The organism is Ramlibacter sp. MMS24-I3-19 (genome assembly GCF_050320135.1).
GTDB lineage: Bacteria > Pseudomonadota > Gammaproteobacteria > Burkholderiales > Burkholderiaceae_C > Ramlibacter.
In genome coordinates this window covers 2800431-2817127 of the sequence record NZ_CP190017.1, presented here as the reverse complement: position 1 = coordinate 2817127, position 16697 = coordinate 2800431, and the positions used below count along the sequence as shown (strand labels likewise).

At 66.8% G+C, this 16697-nt stretch carries 11 protein-coding genes and 4 tRNA genes; 1 reads left to right on the top strand and 14 read right to left on the bottom strand.

Annotation, left to right across the window (positions count from 1 at the left end):
• Nucleotides 1-23: 23 nt before the first annotated feature.
• Both gloA and fumC read right to left on the bottom strand, forming a co-directional pair.
• Nucleotides 24-575 carry a lactoylglutathione lyase gene (gloA, locus tag ACPWT1_RS14070; RefSeq protein WP_427911792.1) on the bottom strand — a complete coding sequence of 184 codons (552 nt, stop codon included), beginning with the start codon at nucleotides 573-575 and terminating at the stop codon, nucleotides 24-26.
• Between the two features lie 10 nt (nucleotides 576-585).
• Nucleotides 586-1977 carry a class II fumarate hydratase gene (gene fumC / locus ACPWT1_RS14065; RefSeq protein WP_427911791.1) on the bottom strand — a complete coding sequence of 464 codons (1392 nt, stop codon included), beginning with the start codon at nucleotides 1975-1977 and terminating at the stop codon, nucleotides 586-588.
• A 136-nt stretch (nucleotides 1978-2113) separates the two neighbouring features.
• Between fumC and ACPWT1_RS14060 the strand changes: the two genes are divergently transcribed.
• Complete coding sequence (locus ACPWT1_RS14060; RefSeq protein WP_427911790.1) at nucleotides 2114-3667, top strand: fumarate hydratase; 1554 nt, start codon at nucleotides 2114-2116, stop codon at nucleotides 3665-3667.
• 6 nt (nucleotides 3668-3673) lie between these two features.
• Here the strand turns inward: ACPWT1_RS14060 and ACPWT1_RS14055 are convergent, their stop codons facing one another.
• The 12 genes from ACPWT1_RS14055 to ACPWT1_RS14000 form a co-directional block, all read right to left on the bottom strand.
• Nucleotides 3674-4981, bottom strand: a complete 1308-nt coding sequence (locus ACPWT1_RS14055) for an MFS transporter (protein ID WP_427911789.1) — start codon at nucleotides 4979-4981, stop codon at nucleotides 3674-3676.
• A 55-nt stretch (nucleotides 4982-5036) separates the two neighbouring features.
• Nucleotides 5037-5672: a DUF6806 family protein gene (locus ACPWT1_RS14050; RefSeq protein ID WP_427911788.1), complete on the bottom strand. Its 636-nt coding sequence runs from the start codon at nucleotides 5670-5672 to the stop codon at nucleotides 5037-5039.
• A 53-nt stretch (nucleotides 5673-5725) separates the two neighbouring features.
• Nucleotides 5726-5818 (bottom strand) — tRNA-Leu (locus ACPWT1_RS14045).
• 57 nt (nucleotides 5819-5875) lie between these two features.
• Nucleotides 5876-5949: transfer RNA gene (locus ACPWT1_RS14040), tRNA-Cys, on the bottom strand.
• 48 nt (nucleotides 5950-5997) lie between these two features.
• Nucleotides 5998-6073, bottom strand: a tRNA-Gly gene (locus ACPWT1_RS14035).
• A gap of 58 nt (nucleotides 6074-6131) precedes the next feature.
• Nucleotides 6132-8561, bottom strand: a complete 2430-nt coding sequence (lon, locus tag ACPWT1_RS14030; RefSeq protein ID WP_427911787.1) for an endopeptidase La — start codon at nucleotides 8559-8561, stop codon at nucleotides 6132-6134.
• Between the two features lie 134 nt (nucleotides 8562-8695).
• On the bottom strand, nucleotides 8696-9961 hold the full coding sequence (gene clpX / locus ACPWT1_RS14025; RefSeq protein WP_427911786.1) for an ATP-dependent Clp protease ATP-binding subunit ClpX: 1266 nt from the start codon (nucleotides 9959-9961) through the stop codon (nucleotides 8696-8698).
• A 129-nt stretch (nucleotides 9962-10090) separates the two neighbouring features.
• Nucleotides 10091-10699, bottom strand: a complete 609-nt coding sequence (gene clpP / locus ACPWT1_RS14020) for an ATP-dependent Clp endopeptidase proteolytic subunit ClpP (RefSeq protein ID WP_427911785.1) — start codon at nucleotides 10697-10699, stop codon at nucleotides 10091-10093.
• Nucleotides 10700-10820: 121 nt separating this feature from the next.
• On the bottom strand, nucleotides 10821-12131 hold the full coding sequence (gene tig / locus ACPWT1_RS14015; protein WP_427911784.1) for a trigger factor: 1311 nt from the start codon (nucleotides 12129-12131) through the stop codon (nucleotides 10821-10823).
• 28 nt (nucleotides 12132-12159) lie between these two features.
• Nucleotides 12160-12246: transfer RNA gene (locus tag ACPWT1_RS14010), tRNA-Leu, on the bottom strand.
• Nucleotides 12247-12320: 74 nt separating this feature from the next.
• Nucleotides 12321-15491, bottom strand: a complete 3171-nt coding sequence (locus tag ACPWT1_RS14005; protein WP_427911783.1) for an efflux RND transporter permease subunit — start codon at nucleotides 15489-15491, stop codon at nucleotides 12321-12323.
• A 7-nt stretch (nucleotides 15492-15498) separates the two neighbouring features.
• Nucleotides 15499-16662: an efflux RND transporter periplasmic adaptor subunit gene (locus ACPWT1_RS14000; RefSeq protein ID WP_427911782.1), complete on the bottom strand. Its 1164-nt coding sequence runs from the start codon at nucleotides 16660-16662 to the stop codon at nucleotides 15499-15501.
• Nucleotides 16663-16697: the final 35 nt, after the last annotated feature.

Below are 16697 nucleotides of genomic sequence, written 5' to 3'. Positions count from 1 at the left end.
AAAGGGCCCCGCGGGGCCCTTTTTCATGCCGTCGCGGATGGACGCCCGAGGTTCTTCAGGCGGCCGGCCTCGACGATCTCGATCCAGTAGCCGTCCGGGTCCTTGATGAACGCGACGTCGCGCATCTTCCCCTGGTCGGGACGCTTCACGAACGGCACCTGGTTCTCGTCGAACCAGGCCACGGCCGCATCGAGGTCGGGCACCGAGAAGCAGAGATGGCCGAAGCCCTGCGGCTGCGAATTTCCGTCGTGGTAGCGGAAATCGGCCTGCGCTTCGGTGCCCCAGTTGTGCGTCAGCTCCAGGATGCCTCGCTGGCGGAACATCCACGCGGTGCGATCGCCCGGATCGTCCGGCGCCATGCCGACCTCGTCGGGACGGTACAGGAAGTACAGCGAGAACTGCATCTCGGGGAAGTCGAGCTTGCGCAGCACGCGCATGCCCAGCACGCGGGTGTAGAAGTCCAGCGCCACCTGCGGATCGCGCACGCGCAGCATGGAGTGATTGAGCGTGAAGCCGCTGGTCTGCGGCGCGATCGATTCGGCGACGCCGGGATGCACTTCGGTATGGAACGCCACGCTGGCTCCTTCAGGACAGGTTGCCGACCATCTGCTCCGGCCGCACCCATTGGTCGAACTGGTCAGCCGTCACGAAGCCGGTGGCCAGCGCCGCCTCGCGCAGCGTGGTGCCTTCCTTGTGCGCCTTCTTCGCGATCTGCGCCGACTTGTCGTAGCCGATGTGCGGGTTCAGCGCGGTTACCAGCATCAGCGACCGTCCGACCAGCTCGCCAATGCGCTCGCGGTTCGGCTCGATGCCGACGGCGCAGTGGTCGTTGAAGCTGCGCATGCCGTCCGCCAGCAGCCGCACGCTTTGCAGGAAGTTGTGCGCAATCATGGGCCGGAACACGTTCAGCTCGAAATTGCCTGACGCGCCGCCGAAGTTGATGGCGACGTCATTGCCGAACACCTGGCAGCACAGCATCGTCATCGCCTCGCACTGCGTGGGGTTCACCTTGCCCGGCATGATCGAGGAGCCCGGCTCGTTCTCGGGGATGCTGATTTCGCCGATGCCGCTGCGCGGACCGCTCGCCAGCCATCGGATGTCGTTGGCGATCTTGAACAGGCTGGCCGCCAGCGTCTTCAGCGCGCCGTGCGCGTGCACCAGCGCATCCGCCGCCGCCATGACCTCGAACTTGTTCGGCGCCGTCACGAACGGCAGGCCGGTGAGGCGCGCGAGTTCCTGCGCCACCTTCTCGGCGTAACCGGGCGGCGCATTCAGGCCGGTGCCCACGGCGGTGCCGCCCAGGGCCAGTTCGCACAGGTGCGGCAGCGTGCCGTGCAGGTGCCGGTCGGCCTGCTGCAGTTGCGCGACGTAGCCGGAGAACTCCTGGCCCAGCGTGAGCGGCGTCGCGTCCTGCAGGTGGGTGCGGCCGATCTTCACGATGTCCTGGAAGGCCGTGCTCTTGGCCGCCAGCGTGTCCTTCAGCATCGCCAGCGAAGGCATCAGCCGGTTGCGGATCGCCTCCACTGCGGCCACGTGCATCGCCGTGGGAAAAACGTCGTTGGACGACTGGCTGCGATTGACGTCGTCATTGGGATGGATCAGGCGCTTCTCGCCGCGCTGCCCGCCGAGCAGTTCGCTCGCGCGGTTGGCCAGCACCTCGTTGACGTTCATGTTGGTCTGCGTGCCGGAGCCGGTCTGCCAGACCACCAGCGGGAACTCGTCCCAGTGCTGGTCGCCGAGCACCTCGTCCGCCGCGGCGATGATCGCGGACGCCTTGCGATCATCCATGAGGCCCAGCAGGTGGTTGGCCACGGCCGACGATCGCTTCACCTGCACGAGCGCACGGATGATCTCGCGCGGCTGCCGCTCGCCGGAGATGTCGAAGTTCTGCAGCGAGCGCTGCGTCTGCGCGCCCCACAGGCGTTCTGCGGGGACGTCGATCGGGCCGAAGGTGTCTTTCTCGGTGCGGGTCGCCATGCGGTGTCTCCAATGCGGACAAGGACCCTAGCAGACCCCACCGCCTGAGCTGGTGGGCCCGCACCGCAAACCACGCACCGAAGGTGCTGATGAGGCCTGCGGGATAATCCGGTCCAGCATTCCCAGGGCACCAACGATGACCATGATCCTCAAGGCCGCCGACCTGATCGAGTCGGTTTCCGCCGCGCTGCAGTACATCAGCTACTACCACCCCGCCGACTACATCGCGCACCTCGCGCGCGCCTACGAGCGCGAGCAGAGCCCTGCTGCCAAGGACGCGATCGCGCAGATCCTCACCAACAGCAAGATGAGCGCGACGGGCCATCGCCCGATCTGCCAGGACACGGGCATCGTCAACGTGTTCCTCAAGATCGGCATGGACGTGCGCCTCGAAGGCTTCACGGGCAGTCTCGAAGATGCCGTGAACGAAGGCGTGCGCCGCGGCTACCTGCATCCGGACAACACACTGCGCGCCTCGGTGGTCGCCGACCCGCAGTTCGAGCGCAAGAACACCAAGGACAACACGCCGGCCGTGGTGAACGTCGAACTCGTTCCAGGCGACAAGGTGGACGTGACCGTCGCCGCCAAGGGCGGCGGCAGCGAGAACAAGAGCAAGATGGTCATGCTCAATCCGAGCGACTCTATCGTCGACTGGGTGCTCAAGACGGTGCCGACGATGGGCGCCGGCTGGTGCCCGCCCGGCATGCTGGGCATCGGCATCGGCGGCACCGCGGAGAAGGCGGTGCTGCTGGCCAAGGAAGCGCTGATGGAAGACATCGACATGTACGAGCTGCAGGCGAAGTCGTCGCGCGGCGAGAAGCTGTCGAAGCTGGAAGAGATGCGCCTGGAGCTGTACGAGAAGGTCAACGCGCTGGGCATCGGCGCGCAGGGTCTCGGCGGCCTCACCACCGTGCTGGACATCAAGATCAAGATGTTCCCCTGCCACGCGGCCGGCAAGCCGGTGGCGATGATCCCGAACTGCGCCGCCACGCGTCATGCGCACTTCGTGCTGGATGGCTCCGGCCCCGCCTACATCGATCCGCCGAGCCTGGACCTGTGGCCGCAGGTGGCGTGGCAGGCCGACACGAAGAAGAGCAAGCGCGTCGACCTGAACACGCTGTCGAAGGAAGAGATCGCCACCTGGAAGGCCGGCGACACGCTGCTCCTCAACGGCAAGATGCTCACCGGCCGCGATGCCGCGCACAAGCGCATCCAGGACATGCTGGCCAAGGGCGAGAAGCTGCCGGTGGACTTCGCCAATCGCGTCATCTACTACGTCGGCCCGGTCGATCCGGTGCGCGATGAAGTGGTCGGCCCGGCCGGTCCCACGACGTCCACGCGCATGGACAAGTTCACCGAGATGATGCTGGCCCAGACCGGCCTGATCGGCATGATCGGCAAGTCGGAGCGCGGCCCGGTCGCCATCGAGTCGATCAAGAAGCACAAGGCGGCCTACCTGATGGCCGTCGGTGGCGCCGCCTACCTGGTCTCGAAGGCGATCAGGAAATCGAAGGTGCTCGGCTTCGCCGACTTGGGCATGGAAGCGATCTACGAATTCGACGTGGTCGACATGCCGGTGACGGTGGCCGTCGATTCCAGCGGCACCAGCGTGCACACCACCGGCCCCGCCGAGTGGAGCAAGCGCATCGCCACCGGCGAGTTCAGGAAGATCCCGGTCGCGGCAGGCTGATCGCGCTCACGCCGCGTCGGCCGCCAGCGCGGCCGCGCGGCCTCGGCCCACGTCCACTTTCAGCAGCAGCACCAGTCCGATCACGAAGAGCGCGCTGGTCGCCAGGATCGCGGCGCGCTGGTTGCCGCCGGTGGCCCAGGTGATCGCACCGTACAGCAGCGGTCCGATGATGCTGGCCAGGCGGATGGCGAAGGTCCACAGGCCGAAGAACTCGGCGCCCTGGCGCGGCGGCGCGAAGAGGCTGGCGAGCGCGCGTCCGGCAGACTGGCTGGATCCCATGCACAGGCCCGCGATCGCCGCCGCCCACCAGAACTGGCCCTTGGTCGTCGACGCTGCCGCGATGAGGCACGTGGCGACCCAGCCCACGATGGTGCTGCCCAGTGCCAGCTTGTGCCCGATGCGGTCCTGCAGGTAGCCCCAGGCGAATGCACCGGCCGCCGCGGCGATGTTCAGCACGAAGATCAGCACCATCGTCTCCTGCGGCTGGAAGCCGATCACCTGCTCGGCATAGATGGCTGCCAGCGACACGGCGACTGCCACGCCGCCCTGGTAGAAGACGGCGCACGCCATCAGCCACATGAAGTCGCGATAGCGGCGCGCCTGCTGGAAGGTGGCGTGCAGCTGCTGCAGCGACGCCCGCCAGCCCCCTTGCTGCGCGGCCTGCAAATCGGGCACCGCGCGTTCGCGCAGCAGCCAGAAGGTGGCCAGGGAGGCGACGCCGTAGATCAGCGCCGTGACGACCATGGTGACCGGCACGAAGCGGTCGGCCGCCACCCCGTGCGCCTGTGCCCACAGCACGTACGCGAGGCACACGCCCAGCGCCAGCATGCCGCCGAAGTAGCCGAAGCTCCAGCCCCAGCCACTGACCTTGCCCATCGCGTCCGCGCGCGCCAGCTCGGGCAGGAAGGCACCGGTGAGCGATTCGCCGTAGCTGTAGAACGTGTTCGAGACGATCACGAGCAGCATCGCGAGCGCGACCGATCCCGGACCTGCGAACGCCAGCGCCGCCGTGCTGAGCACGCAGCCCGCCGTCGATAGCGCCAGCAGGCGCTTCTTGGCTGCGCGCAGGTCGGCGTAGATCCCCAGGCTGGGCATGGTGACCATCACGATCGCGTACGAGATGCTCAGGGCCGCGGTCCACGCGAAGGTGGCCCATTGGGCCTTGCCCGCGATGCCGCCGATGAAGTACGCGGCGAACACCGCGGTGATCACGACGGTCGTGTAGCCGGAGTTGGCGAAGTCGTACATCGCCCAGCCGAACACCTCGCGCCTGCGCACGCCGGGGTTCAATGCGTCCTGCGGAAAGAGAGCCACGCCACCGTCCTCCTAGCCAAAGAAAAAGCGGCCACACGGGCCGCTTTCGCTGGATTCAATGCAGGTGCCGCGGACGCCGGCCACCGCCGTGGCTGCCGCCGCCGCCACTGCCACCGCTGCCGCGCGGCGGCTTGCCGATCTCGAGGGAGCTGACCAGCGCGTCGAAGCGCTGCGAGAACAGCTTGTCGATCTCTGCCACCACGCCACCGAGTTCGCTGCTCTCGAAGTGGCGCTCCATCAGGTTCACCACGTCCTCGACCAGCAGGTCGCGCTGCACCTGCATGATGGCCGCCGGCGTGGGACCGACGAACAGCATCAGGAAGTCGTCGCGCGATTCCGCCTCGGGCGGCTCCTCTTCCTCGTCGAACTCGGCGTCGTAGAAGGTGACCTCGATCGCGGCGCCCTGCTCCGCAAGCTCGTTCAGGCTCATGCACATCTCGTCGAGCGACTGGCGGAAGTCCTCGTCGCCGGCGACGGTCCAGCACATGGCGAGCAGGTGCTCCTGCGCATCGAACGTGATGCCGGGCTCCTCCTCGTAGGCGCTCTCGGCGCCATCGGCCAGCGACTTGGCGCCGGCGTATTTCCACAGCGGCTTCAGGGCGTCCTGCAGCTGCGCGTAGGTGACGTCGGCCCGCAGCGGCACGTCGCCGTGCACGTGGATCTCGAAGGGGGCGTTGTCGTAATTCGCCATGCTGTGTCCGCCTATGCCGCGAACCGCCGGCGCTGCGGCGGTTCCTGTGTCCGTGGTGCCTCGAGCCGGGCTCGAACCGGCACGCCGCCTCTGAAGCAAGCGGCGGATTTTAAGTCCGCTGTGTCTACCAATTTCACCATCGAGGCCCTGCGGCCACTGTAAGCGATCTGGGAGGGGCGGCCCAGTGAACGGGCACCGTGGGATGGAGGCGCGGCCCGGAGTCGAACCGGGCTGACCGGATTTGCAATCCGGGGCATAACCGCTTTGCTACCGCGCCAGAACCTGGAAGAAAAAGGGAAGCGATTGCTTCCCTTTTTTCCGATGTTGGAGCGGGAGAAGAGTCTCGAACTCTCGACCTCAACCTTGGCAAGGTTGCGCTCTACCAACTGAGCTACTCCCGCGTGAGACCCGCATTGTAAGCGGAAAAAAACTGCTTTCTCGAATGGGCCGCAAAAATTTTCAGTGCTTCACCGAAGCGGGCCGCGTGCCCGACGTCTTGCTCGCGCTGCCATCAGGTGTCGCGGCTTGCGGTTCGTCATCGGGCAGCGGCGTGGGCTGGCGCTCCAGCGCCACTTCCAGCACCTTGTCGATCCACTTCACCGGCACGATCTCGAGGCCCTGCTTCACGTTGTCCGGAATGTCCTGCAGGTCCTTCGCGTTCTCCTCCGGAATCAGCACGGTCTTGATGCCGCCCCGGAGTGCGGCGAGCAGCTTCTCCTTCAGGCCACCGATGGCCGTGACCTCACCACGCAGCGTGATCTCGCCCGTCATGGCCACGTCCGCGCGCACCGGGATGCCGGTGAGCGCCGACACGATGGCGGTGGTCATCGCAGCACCTGCGCTGGGACCGTCCTTCGGCGTCGCGCCATCCGGGACGTGGATGTGCATGTCACGCTTCTCGAACACCTCGTCCGGGATGCCGAGACCGCGCGAGCGGCTGCGCACCACGGTGCGGGCAGCTTCCACGGACTCCTTCATCACGTCGCCGAGCGAACCGGTGCGCAGGATGTTGCCCTTGCCCGGCATCAGCGCCGCCTCGATGGTGAGCAGGTCACCGCCAACCTCGGTCCACGCCAGGCCGACCACCTGGCCCACCTGGTTCTGCTTCTCGGCACGCCCGTAGGTGTGCTTGCGCACGCCCAGGTAGTCGTTCAGGTTCTCGGCCGTGACCTTCACCTTCGGCGTCAGCTTCTTCAGCTGCAGGCCCTTGACCACTTTGCGGCAGATCTTGGACAGCTCGCGCTCGAGCGAACGCACGCCGGCCTCGCGCGTGTAGTAGCGGACGATGTCGCGGATGGCGTCTTCCGACACCTCCAGCTCGTTGTCCTTCACGCCGTTGTTCTTCATCTGCTTGGGCAGCAGGTACTTGATGGCGATGTTGGTCTTCTCGTCCTCGGTGTAGCCCGAGAGGCGGATCACCTCCATCCGGTCCAGCAGCGCCGGCGGGATGTTCATCGAGTTGGACGTCGCCACGAACATCACGTCCGACAGGTCGAAGTCCACCTCGACGTAGTGATCGCCGAAGGTGTGGTTCTGCTCGGGATCCAGCACCTCCAGCAGCGCGCTCGACGGATCGCCGCGGAAATCAGTGCCCAGCTTGTCGATCTCGTCCAGCAGGAACAGCGGGTTGCGCGTGCCCACCTTCGACAGCGACTGCAGCACCTTGCCCGGCAGCGCCCCGATGTAGGTGCGGCGGTGGCCGCGGATCTCGGCCTCGTCGCGCATGCCGCCCAGCGCCATGCGCACGTACTTGCGACCCGTGGCCTTGGCGATCGACTGGCCGAGCGAGGTCTTGCCGACGCCCGGGGGGCCGACCAGGCACAGGATCGGCGCCTTGACCTTGTCGACGCGCTGTTGCACCGCGAGGTATTCGAGGATGCGGTCCTTGACCTTCTCGAGGCCGTAGTGGTCCTCGTTCAGCACGTCCTCGGCATGACCGAGGTTGTGCTTGATCTTCGTGCGCTTGCTCCAGGGCAGGCCGGTGAGCACGTCGATGTAGTTGCGCACGACGGTCGCCTCGGCGGACATGGGCGACATCAGCTTCAGCTTCTTCAGCTCGCCCTCGGCTTTCTTCAGGGCGTCCTTGGGCATCTTGGCCGACTTGATCTTCTTCTCGATCTCCTCGATGTCGGCGCCCTCTTCGCCCTCGCCCAGTTCCTTCTGGATCGCCTTGACCTGCTCGTTGAGGTAGAAGTCGCGCTGGTTCTTCTCCATCTGGCGCTTCACGCGCGAGCGGATCTTCTTGTCGACGTTGAGGATGTCGACCTCGCGCTCGATCTGCTCGAACAGGTTCTCGAGGCGGCCCTTGACGTCGGCCAGGTCGAGGACGACCTGCTTGTTGTCAAGCTTGAGCGGCAGGTGTGCGGCAATCGTGTCCGCCAGGCGGCCCGGATCGTCGATGCTGGAGATGGACGTGAGGATCTCCGGCGGGATCTTCTTGTTCAACTTCACGTACTGGTCGAACTGCTGCATCACGGCGCGGCGCAGCGCCTCGATCTCGCTCGACTTGCTGTCCTGCTCGGCAGGATCGACCGGCGTGACGTTGGCGGTGAAGTGCTGCTCGCCTTCCTCGATCTTGTTCACGCGCGCGCGCTGCTGGCCTTCGACCAGCACCTTCACGGTGCCGTCGGGCAGCTTGAGCATCTGCAGGATCGTGGAGACGCAGCCGACCTCGAACATGTCGCTGACAGACGGCTCGTCCTTGGCGGCAGCCTTCTGCGCCACCAGCATGATGCGGCGCTCGGCCTCCATGGCGGCCTCGAGCGCCTTGATGCTCTTGGGCCGGCCGACGAACAGCGGGATGACCATGTGGGGGAACACCACCACGTCCCGCAGCGGCAGCAGCGGGAGGTCGATCGCGGTGGAGGGAAGCGGGACGTGTCCGGACATGGGACTCCTTGGTAACCAGTCCTAGTTGGACCGGAATGGCCGATTTTCAACCCAGACGGGTTGCCGGCGGTGAAACGGGCGGCGCTGCTGCTGCGAAGGACGGCTTCGGGCGGCGTCCTTGCGCATGCCGGCGATCAGGCCTTCTTGGCTGCTTCGCGGTAGACCAGCAGCGGCGGCTTGCTTTCCTCGATGGTGGACTCGTCCACCACGACCTTGTCGACGTTCGAGGTGTTGGGCAGCTCGAACATGGTGTCGATCAGCGACTGCTCCAGGATCGAGCGCAGGCCTCGCGCACCCGTCTTGCGGGCCAGGGCCTTGCGGGCGATGGCGCGCAGCGCGTTGGGACGGATCTCCAGGTCCACGCCTTCCATGGCAAGCAGCTTGGCGTACTGCTTGACCAGGGCGTTCTTCGGCTCGGTGAGGATCTGGACCAGCGCCTCCTCCGACAGCTCGGCGAGCGTGGCGACCACCGGCATGCGGCCCACCAGCTCAGGGATGAGGCCGAACTTGATCAGGTCCTCGGGCTCGACGTCGCGGAAGACATCGGTGAGGCTGCGCTCCTTCTTGCTCTTGACCGCGGCCCCGAAGCCGATGCCCGAACCTTCGGTGCGCTGCTCGATGACCTTCTCGAGGCCGGCGAACGCGCCACCGCAGATGAACAGGATGTTGGTCGTGTCGATCTGCAGGAAGTCCTGGTTCGGGTGCTTGCGGCCGCCCTGGGGCGGCACGCTGGCCATGGTGCCTTCGATCAGCTTCAGAAGCGCCTGCTGCACGCCCTCGCCCGACACGTCGCGCGTGATGCTGGGGTTGTCGGACTTGCGCGAGATCTTGTCGATCTCGTCGATGTACACGATGCCGCGCTGGGCCCGCTCGACCTCGTAATTGCAGCTTTGCAGCAGCTTCTGGATGATGTTCTCGACGTCCTCGCCGACATAGCCGGCTTCGGTGAGCGTGGTGGCGTCGGCCATCACGAACGGCACGTCCAGCATGCGGGCCAGCGTCTGCGCCAGCAGCGTCTTGCCCGAGCCCGTGGGGCCGATCAGGAGGATGTTGCTCTTGGTGAGCTCGACGTCGTCCTTCTTGGCCTTGTCCTTGTGGCGCAGGCGCTTGTAGTGGTTGTACACGGCCACCGAGAGAGCACGCTTGGCGGTCTCCTGGCCGATGACGTAGTTGTCCAGGTTGGACTTGATCTCGGCGGGCGTCGGCAGGTCGCCGCGCGCTTCGCGCTGCTCGTCACCCGCCGGAAGCTCGTCGCGGATGATTTCGTTGCAGAGGTCAATGCACTCGTCGCAGATGAACACCGAAGGCCCGGCGATCAGCTTCTTGACTTCGTGCTGGCTCTTCCCGCAAAACGAGCAATAGAGCGTTTTCTCGCTGGATGAGCCTTTTTTCTCGGCCATTGGCGCTGCCTCTCCGACTGGAAAATCAATGATACCCAAAGACCCAACGGCGCCCCCTGTCGGAGGAGACGCCGTTGTTGTGCCGCAACCGGATGTTTCGACCGGCCCGGCCGATGGGGGTTCAACGCGTCAGGGACGCTTCGCGATCACCTGGTCGACGAGGCCGTAGTCACGTGCCTCGTCAGCGGACAGGAAGTAGTCGCGCTCGGTGTCGCGCTCGATGCGCTCGAGCGGCTGGCCCGTCTTCTCGGCCAGGATCTTGTTCAGGGTGGCGCGGGTCTTCAGGATCTCGTTGGCGTGGATCTCGATGTCCGAAGCCTGGCCCTGCATGCCGCCAAGCGGCTGGTGGATCATGATCTTGGAATTGGGCAGCGAGAACCGCTTGCCCTTCGCGCCCGCGGCCAGCAGGAAAGCGCCCATGCTCGCCGCCATGCCGGTGCACAGCGTCGACACGTCGGGCTTGATGAAGTTCATGGTGTCGTAGATCGCCATGCCGGCGCTCACGCTGCCGCCAGGGGAGTTGATGTAGAACGAGATGTCCTTGTCGGGGTTCTCGCTCTCCAGGAACAGCAGCTGCGCGACCACCAGGTTGGCGGTCTGGTCGTTCACGGGGCCCACCAGGAACACCACGCGCTCGCGCAGCAGGCGCGAATAGATGTCGTACGACCGCTCGCCGCGGCCGGACTGCTCGATGACCATCGGGATCATGCCGAGGGCCTGGGTCTCAAGTGCGCTCATGAAAATCTTTTCGTCCGTTCGGGGGTGACTGTAGCCAAAAAAGAGATGGGGCCCGGGCGCAGGACTGCAAGTCCCGCGCGCGAACCCCGCTTCCCTGCTGCCCGACCGGGCAGGTCGCCAATCAGCCCTGGCCCATCAGGTCGTCGAAGGACATCTCCTTGTCCTTCACCTGCACCTTGGACAGCACGAACTCCGTGACGTTGTTCTCGATGACCACCGCTTCCACTTCGGCCAGGCGGCGGTTGTCGCTGTAGTACCAGCGCACGACGTCGGCCGGCTTCTCGTAGCTGGCGGCCAGCTCTTCCACGTGCGAGCGGACCTGCTCCGGCTTGGCCTGCAGGTTGTTGGCGCGCACCAGCTCGGCCACCACGAGGCCCAGGCGCACGCGGCGCTCGGCCTGCGGACGCACGATGTCCTCGGGGATCGGCAGCTTCTCGACGTCCTTCAGGCCGCGCTGCTTCAGCTCGGCGCGCTGGCTCTCGATCATGCGGTCGATCTCGGCCTGCACGCTGCTCTTGGGCAGGTCCAGCTCGGCCTTGCCGACCAGCGCGTCGAGCGCGGCCTGCTTGTTGCGCGACTGCAGGCGGAATTTCACCTCGCGCTCGAGGTTCTTCTTGATGTCGGCGCGCAGCGCGTCCACCGTGCCGTCGGCGATGCCGAGCGACTTGGCCAGCTGCTCGTCCACCGCGGGCAGGTGCGCCGCTTCGATCTTCTTCACGGTGACCATGAAGTCGGCGGTCTTCCCGGCAACGTCCTTGCCGTGGTAGTCCGCCGGGAACGCCAGCGGGAAGGTCTTGCTCTCGCCGGCCTTCATGCCACGCACCGCGTCCTCGAACTCCTTGAGCATCTGGCCTTCGCCGACCAGGAACTGGAAGTCCTCGGCCTTGCCGCCCTGGAACGGCTCGCCGTCGATCTTGCCTTCGAAGTCGACGGTCACGCGGTCGCCGTCCTGCGCCGCGGCATCCTGCGCGCGCTGGGCGAAGGTGCGGCGCTGCTTGCGCAGGATGTCCAGCGTCTTGTCGATCGCCGCCTCGCTGACCTGCGAGGACAGGCGCTCCACCTCGGCCGTGGACAGGTCGCCGATCTGCACCTCGGGGAACACCTCGAACACGGCGTCGAACGCGAGCTGGCCTTCGGGCGCTTCCTGCTTCTCGGTGATCTTCGGCTGGCCGGCGACGCGCAGCTTGGCCTCGTTGGCCGCCTGCGCGAACGCCTCGCCCACCTTGTCGTTCATCACCTCGTACTGCACCGAGTAGCCATAGCGCTGGGCCACGACGTTGATCGGCACCTTGCCCGGGCGGAAGCCGTCCATCTTGACGGTGCGCGCCAGGCGCTTGAGGCGGGAGTCGACCTCGGACTGGATCACGTTGACGGGCAGCGTCAGGGTGATCTTGCGTTCGAGCTTGTCGAGGGTTTCAACGGTCACGGCCATGGTGGTCTCTCTTGCGATGGGTGTTCTGTGGTGCGCGGGGTCGGACTCGAACCGACACGCCCGTGAAGGCGTCAGGACCTAAACCTGGTGCGTCTACCAATTTCGCCACCCGCGCGGTCCAAAAGCAGGGCGGGCGGCCCGCAGTGCTGGCCGCCCGCCCGAATTCCGGTCAGCCCGGGATTTTAAGCCCTACGCGGGACGCGGTTGCGGCAGCGCGGCCGGGCTCGGCGGCACCTCTTCGCGCCGCACGCGGAACCACGCCGCGTACATCGCCGGCAAGGCCAGCAGCGTGAGCACGGTGGCGACCACCAGGCCACCCATGATGGCCACGGCCATGGGCCCCCAGAACACGGACCGCGAGAGCGGAATCATCGCGAGCACCGCGGCTGCGGCGGTCAGCACGATCGGCCGCAGCCGGCGCACCGCCGATTCGACGATGGCATCCCAGGCCGGCACGCCGCGCGCGCGATCCTGCTCGATCTGGTCGATCAGGATCACCGAGTTGCGCTGGATCATCCCCATGAGCGCGATCACGCCCAGCAGCGCCACGAAGCCGAACGGCCGATCGAGCACCAGCAGCGCGCCCGCGACGCCCGCGATTCCCAGCGGACCGGTCAGGAACACCAGCACCGAGCGGCTGAAGCTGTGCAGCTGCAGCATCAGCAGCGTGAAGGTGATGAACAGCATGATCGGCACGCCCGTGGCGATCGAGGACGAGCCCTTGGAGCTCTCCTCCACCGCGCCCGCCACCTCGATGCGGTAGCCCGCGGGCCAGCTTGCCTCGAGCTTCTTCAGTGCCGGCAGCAGTTCGTCCGTCACCGTGGCTCCCTGCAGGCCCTCGACGATGTCCGACTGCACCGTGATCGCGTAGTCGCGGTTCTCCCGCCACATCACGCCCGGCTCCCAGGTGAACACCGGCCTGGCGATCTGCGTCAGCGGAATCGACTTGCCCGACGCCGTGGGCAGGTAGGCGTTGCCGATGTCGGTGATCGCGTTGCGTTCGTCCAGGGGCTGGCGCAGCACGATGTCGATCAGCTTGTCGGCTTCGCGGTACTGGCCGACCGTGGTGCCGGCGAGGATGGTGCGCGAGGCCTGCGCGATCGACTGGCTGGTGACACCGAGTGCGCGCGCCTTGGCCTGGTCGACATCGAGCCGCAGCACCTTCACCGACTCGTTCCAGTTGTCGTTCACGCCGCGCGTATTCGGGCTGGCGCGCATCGCGGCCTTCACTTCGTCCGCGCGCGCACGCAGCGCGCCGGGGTCGGGCCCCATCACGCGGAACTGCACCGGGTACGGCACCGGCGGCCCGTTGGGCAGCAGCTTCACGCGGCCACGCACCTCCGGAAACTCGGTGGCCAGCAGATCGGGCAGGCGCACGCGCAGCGACTCGCGCAGGTGCAGGTCGCGCGGCTGCACGATGAACTGCGACACGTTGGTCTGCGGGAACACCTGGTCCAGCGGCAGGTAGAACCGCGGCACGCCCGAGCCCACCCAGGTGCTCACGCCGACGACGCCCGGCTCCTTCAGCAGGCGCTGCTCGACCTTCTTCGCGACGTCCTCGTTGGCGGCGAAGGACGTGCCCTCGGGGAACCAGATGTCGACCAGGATCTCGGGCCGGCTCGAGTCGGGGAAGAACTGCTGCTGCACCTTGCCCATGCCGGCGATGCCGAGCGCGAACACCAGCAGCGTCAGGCCGATTGTGATCCAGCGATGCCCCACGCACCAGTCGACGGTGCGCCGGAAGTACCGGTAGAACGGCGTGTCGAAGTGCTCGTGGTGGTCGCCCGTGACCGGCTTCGGTTTGAGCAGCAGCGTGCCCAGGTACGGCACGAAATACACCGAGCAGAACCAGCTGATCACCAGCGCGATCACCGTCACCGCGAATATCGCGAACGTGTACTCGCCCACCGTCGACTTCGCCAGGCCGATGGGCAGGAATCCGGTGGCCGTGATCAGCGTGCCGGTGAGCATCGGCATCGCGGTCACGTCGTAGGCGAAGGTGGCGGCCCGCACCTTGTCGTAGCCCTCCTCCATCTTCCGCACCATCATCTCGACCGCGATGATGGCATCGTCCACCAGCAACCCGAGCGCGATGATCAGCGACCCCAGCGAGATCTTGTGCAGCCCGATGCCCCAGTACTGCATCGCCAGGAACGTGACGGCCAGCACCAATGGAATCGTGATGCCCACCACCAGGCCCGGGCGCATGTCGACGTAGTAGCGCTTCCACAGCGGCAGGGCCGCGGCCTCGGGGCGCTTGTGGAAGCCCAGCGCGAGGAAGCTCACCGCGAGCACGATCACCACGGCTTCCACCAGGGTGTGCACGAACTCGTTGACCGAGGACGCCACGGCCTTCGGCTGGTCCTGCACCTGCACCAGCCGCACGCCGGCCGGCAGGCCGTCCTCGATGCGATGGAACGCCGTCTTCAACGACTTGCCCAGCTCGATGATGTCGCCACCCTTGGCCATCGACACACCCAGCGCGATCACTTCCTTGCCGTCATGCCGCACCTTCACCTGCGGCGGATCGACGTAGCCGCGGTGGATGTCGGCGATGTCGCCGAGCCGCAGCTGGTTGCCCGAGCTGCCGCGCACCGGCATCGCGGCGAGCTGGTCCACGGCCTGGAACTGCCCGCCCACCCGCACCTGCACGACGTCCAGCGGCGTCTGCACGGCGCCGGCGGACTCGACCGCGTTCTGCTGCCCCAGTTGCGCGAGCACCTGCTGCATGTCCAGCCCGAGCTGCGCCAGGCGCTTCTGCGAGATCTCGACATAGAGCTTCTCGTCCTGCACCCCGAACAGCTCGACCTTCGCGACGTCCTGCACGCGCAGCAGCTGCTGGCGCACGTCGTCGGCGAAGGTCTTGAGCTCGGCATAGCTGAAGCCGTCGCCCTCCAGCGCGTAGATCACGCCGTAGACGTCGCCGAAATCGTCGTTGAAGAACGGTCCCTGCACGCCCGCGGGCAGCGTGGCGCGGATGTCGCCGATCTTCTTGCGCACCGTGTACCAGACGTTGGGCACGTCGCCCGGCTTCGACGAGTCCTTGATCTGGAAGATGATCTGCGACTCGCCCGGCTTGGAGTAGCTGCGGATCTTGTCCGCGTACGGCACCTCCTGCAGCGTGCGCTCCACCTTGTCGGTGACCTGCTCGGCCACCTGCTGCGCCGTCGCGCCGGGCCAGTAGGTGCGCACGACCATCGCACGGAACGTGAACGGCGGGTCCTCGTCCTGTCCCAGCTGGAAGTACGCCGCCAGCCCCAGCACCATCAGCACCACCATCAGGTAGCGCGTCAGTGCCGGGTGCTCCAGCGCCCAGCGCGAGAGATTGAAGCCGGTGTTGCCGGCCTGCTCGTCGCTCATCGCCGCCTCACCTGCTGGCGACGGGCTCGACGGAAGCGGGCCGCGCCGAGCCAGCGCCCATCGCGTTGGAACCGGACGTGCGGTCCTCCCAGATGCGCACCTTCTGCCCTGGCGACAGCACGTGCACGCCGGCGGCGACCACCGTCATGCCGGGCTGCAGTCCGCCGGCAATCACGGCTTCGTTGCCGTCGGCGGTCGCGATCTGCACCGGCTGCGAGCGCACGGTCATGCTCGGCTTGTCCAGAACCCACACGGCGGTGTCCTTCCCATCCTGCCGCAGCGCGCTGGTGGGCAGCTTGATGACCGCCGCGCCGGCCAGGCTCAGCCCTTGCGGCGAGACATAGGCCGTGGTGCCCAGCGGCGGCTGGTCGGCCCCCTCGAGACCGACCTTCACGGTGAACGTGCGAGTGACCGGATCGGCGCTCGCGCCAACCTCGCGCACCTTGCCGTCGAAGCTGCCGCCGGACCAGATGCGCACGGCCACCGGCGTGCCGACACGGATGGCGGCGATCTTGTCCTCGGGCACGGAGAACACGACGTCGCGCGGCCCGTCCTGGGCGATGCGCACGACCGGCATCCCGGCGGTGACCACCTGGCCCGGCTCGGCCTCGATGGCCGTGATCACGCCGGGGACGTCCGCCACCAGGTTGGTGTAGCGCGCCTGGTTGCTCTGCGTGGCGAGCTGCGCCTGCGCCTGCCGCAGTTGCGCCTGCGCGGCCTTCAGGGTGGTGTCGCGTCGCTCGAGCTCGGCGCCACTGATGAAGTTCTGGTCCTTCAGCCGCGAGTAGCGCTGGTAGTCGGCGGCCGCGAGGTCGCGGTTGGTCTGCGCCGCCGCCACCTGGGCTTGGGCCGCCTGCGCTGCCAGCCGATAGTCCTGCGGGTCGACCTGGGCCAGCACGTCGCCAGGCTTGACCCACTGCCCCGCCTCGGCCTGGCGCCGCACGATCTTGCCCGCCACGCGAAACCCGAGGCGGGACTCGATCCGTGGCCGCACCTCACCCGAGAACTCGCGGGTGGACTGGTACGCACTGGGCGCAACCGTCAGCACCTTCACCGAGCGCACCGGCTCGGGCGCCGGCTCGGGTTTGGAACAGCCGCCGAGAAGGGCGACGGCGAGCGTGACGGCGATGGCAACGGGAGCCGCTGTACGGCTGGGGGCTGGCTGAGTCATGGAAGGAGGCGAGGTCTTAATGACTGACTGGTTAG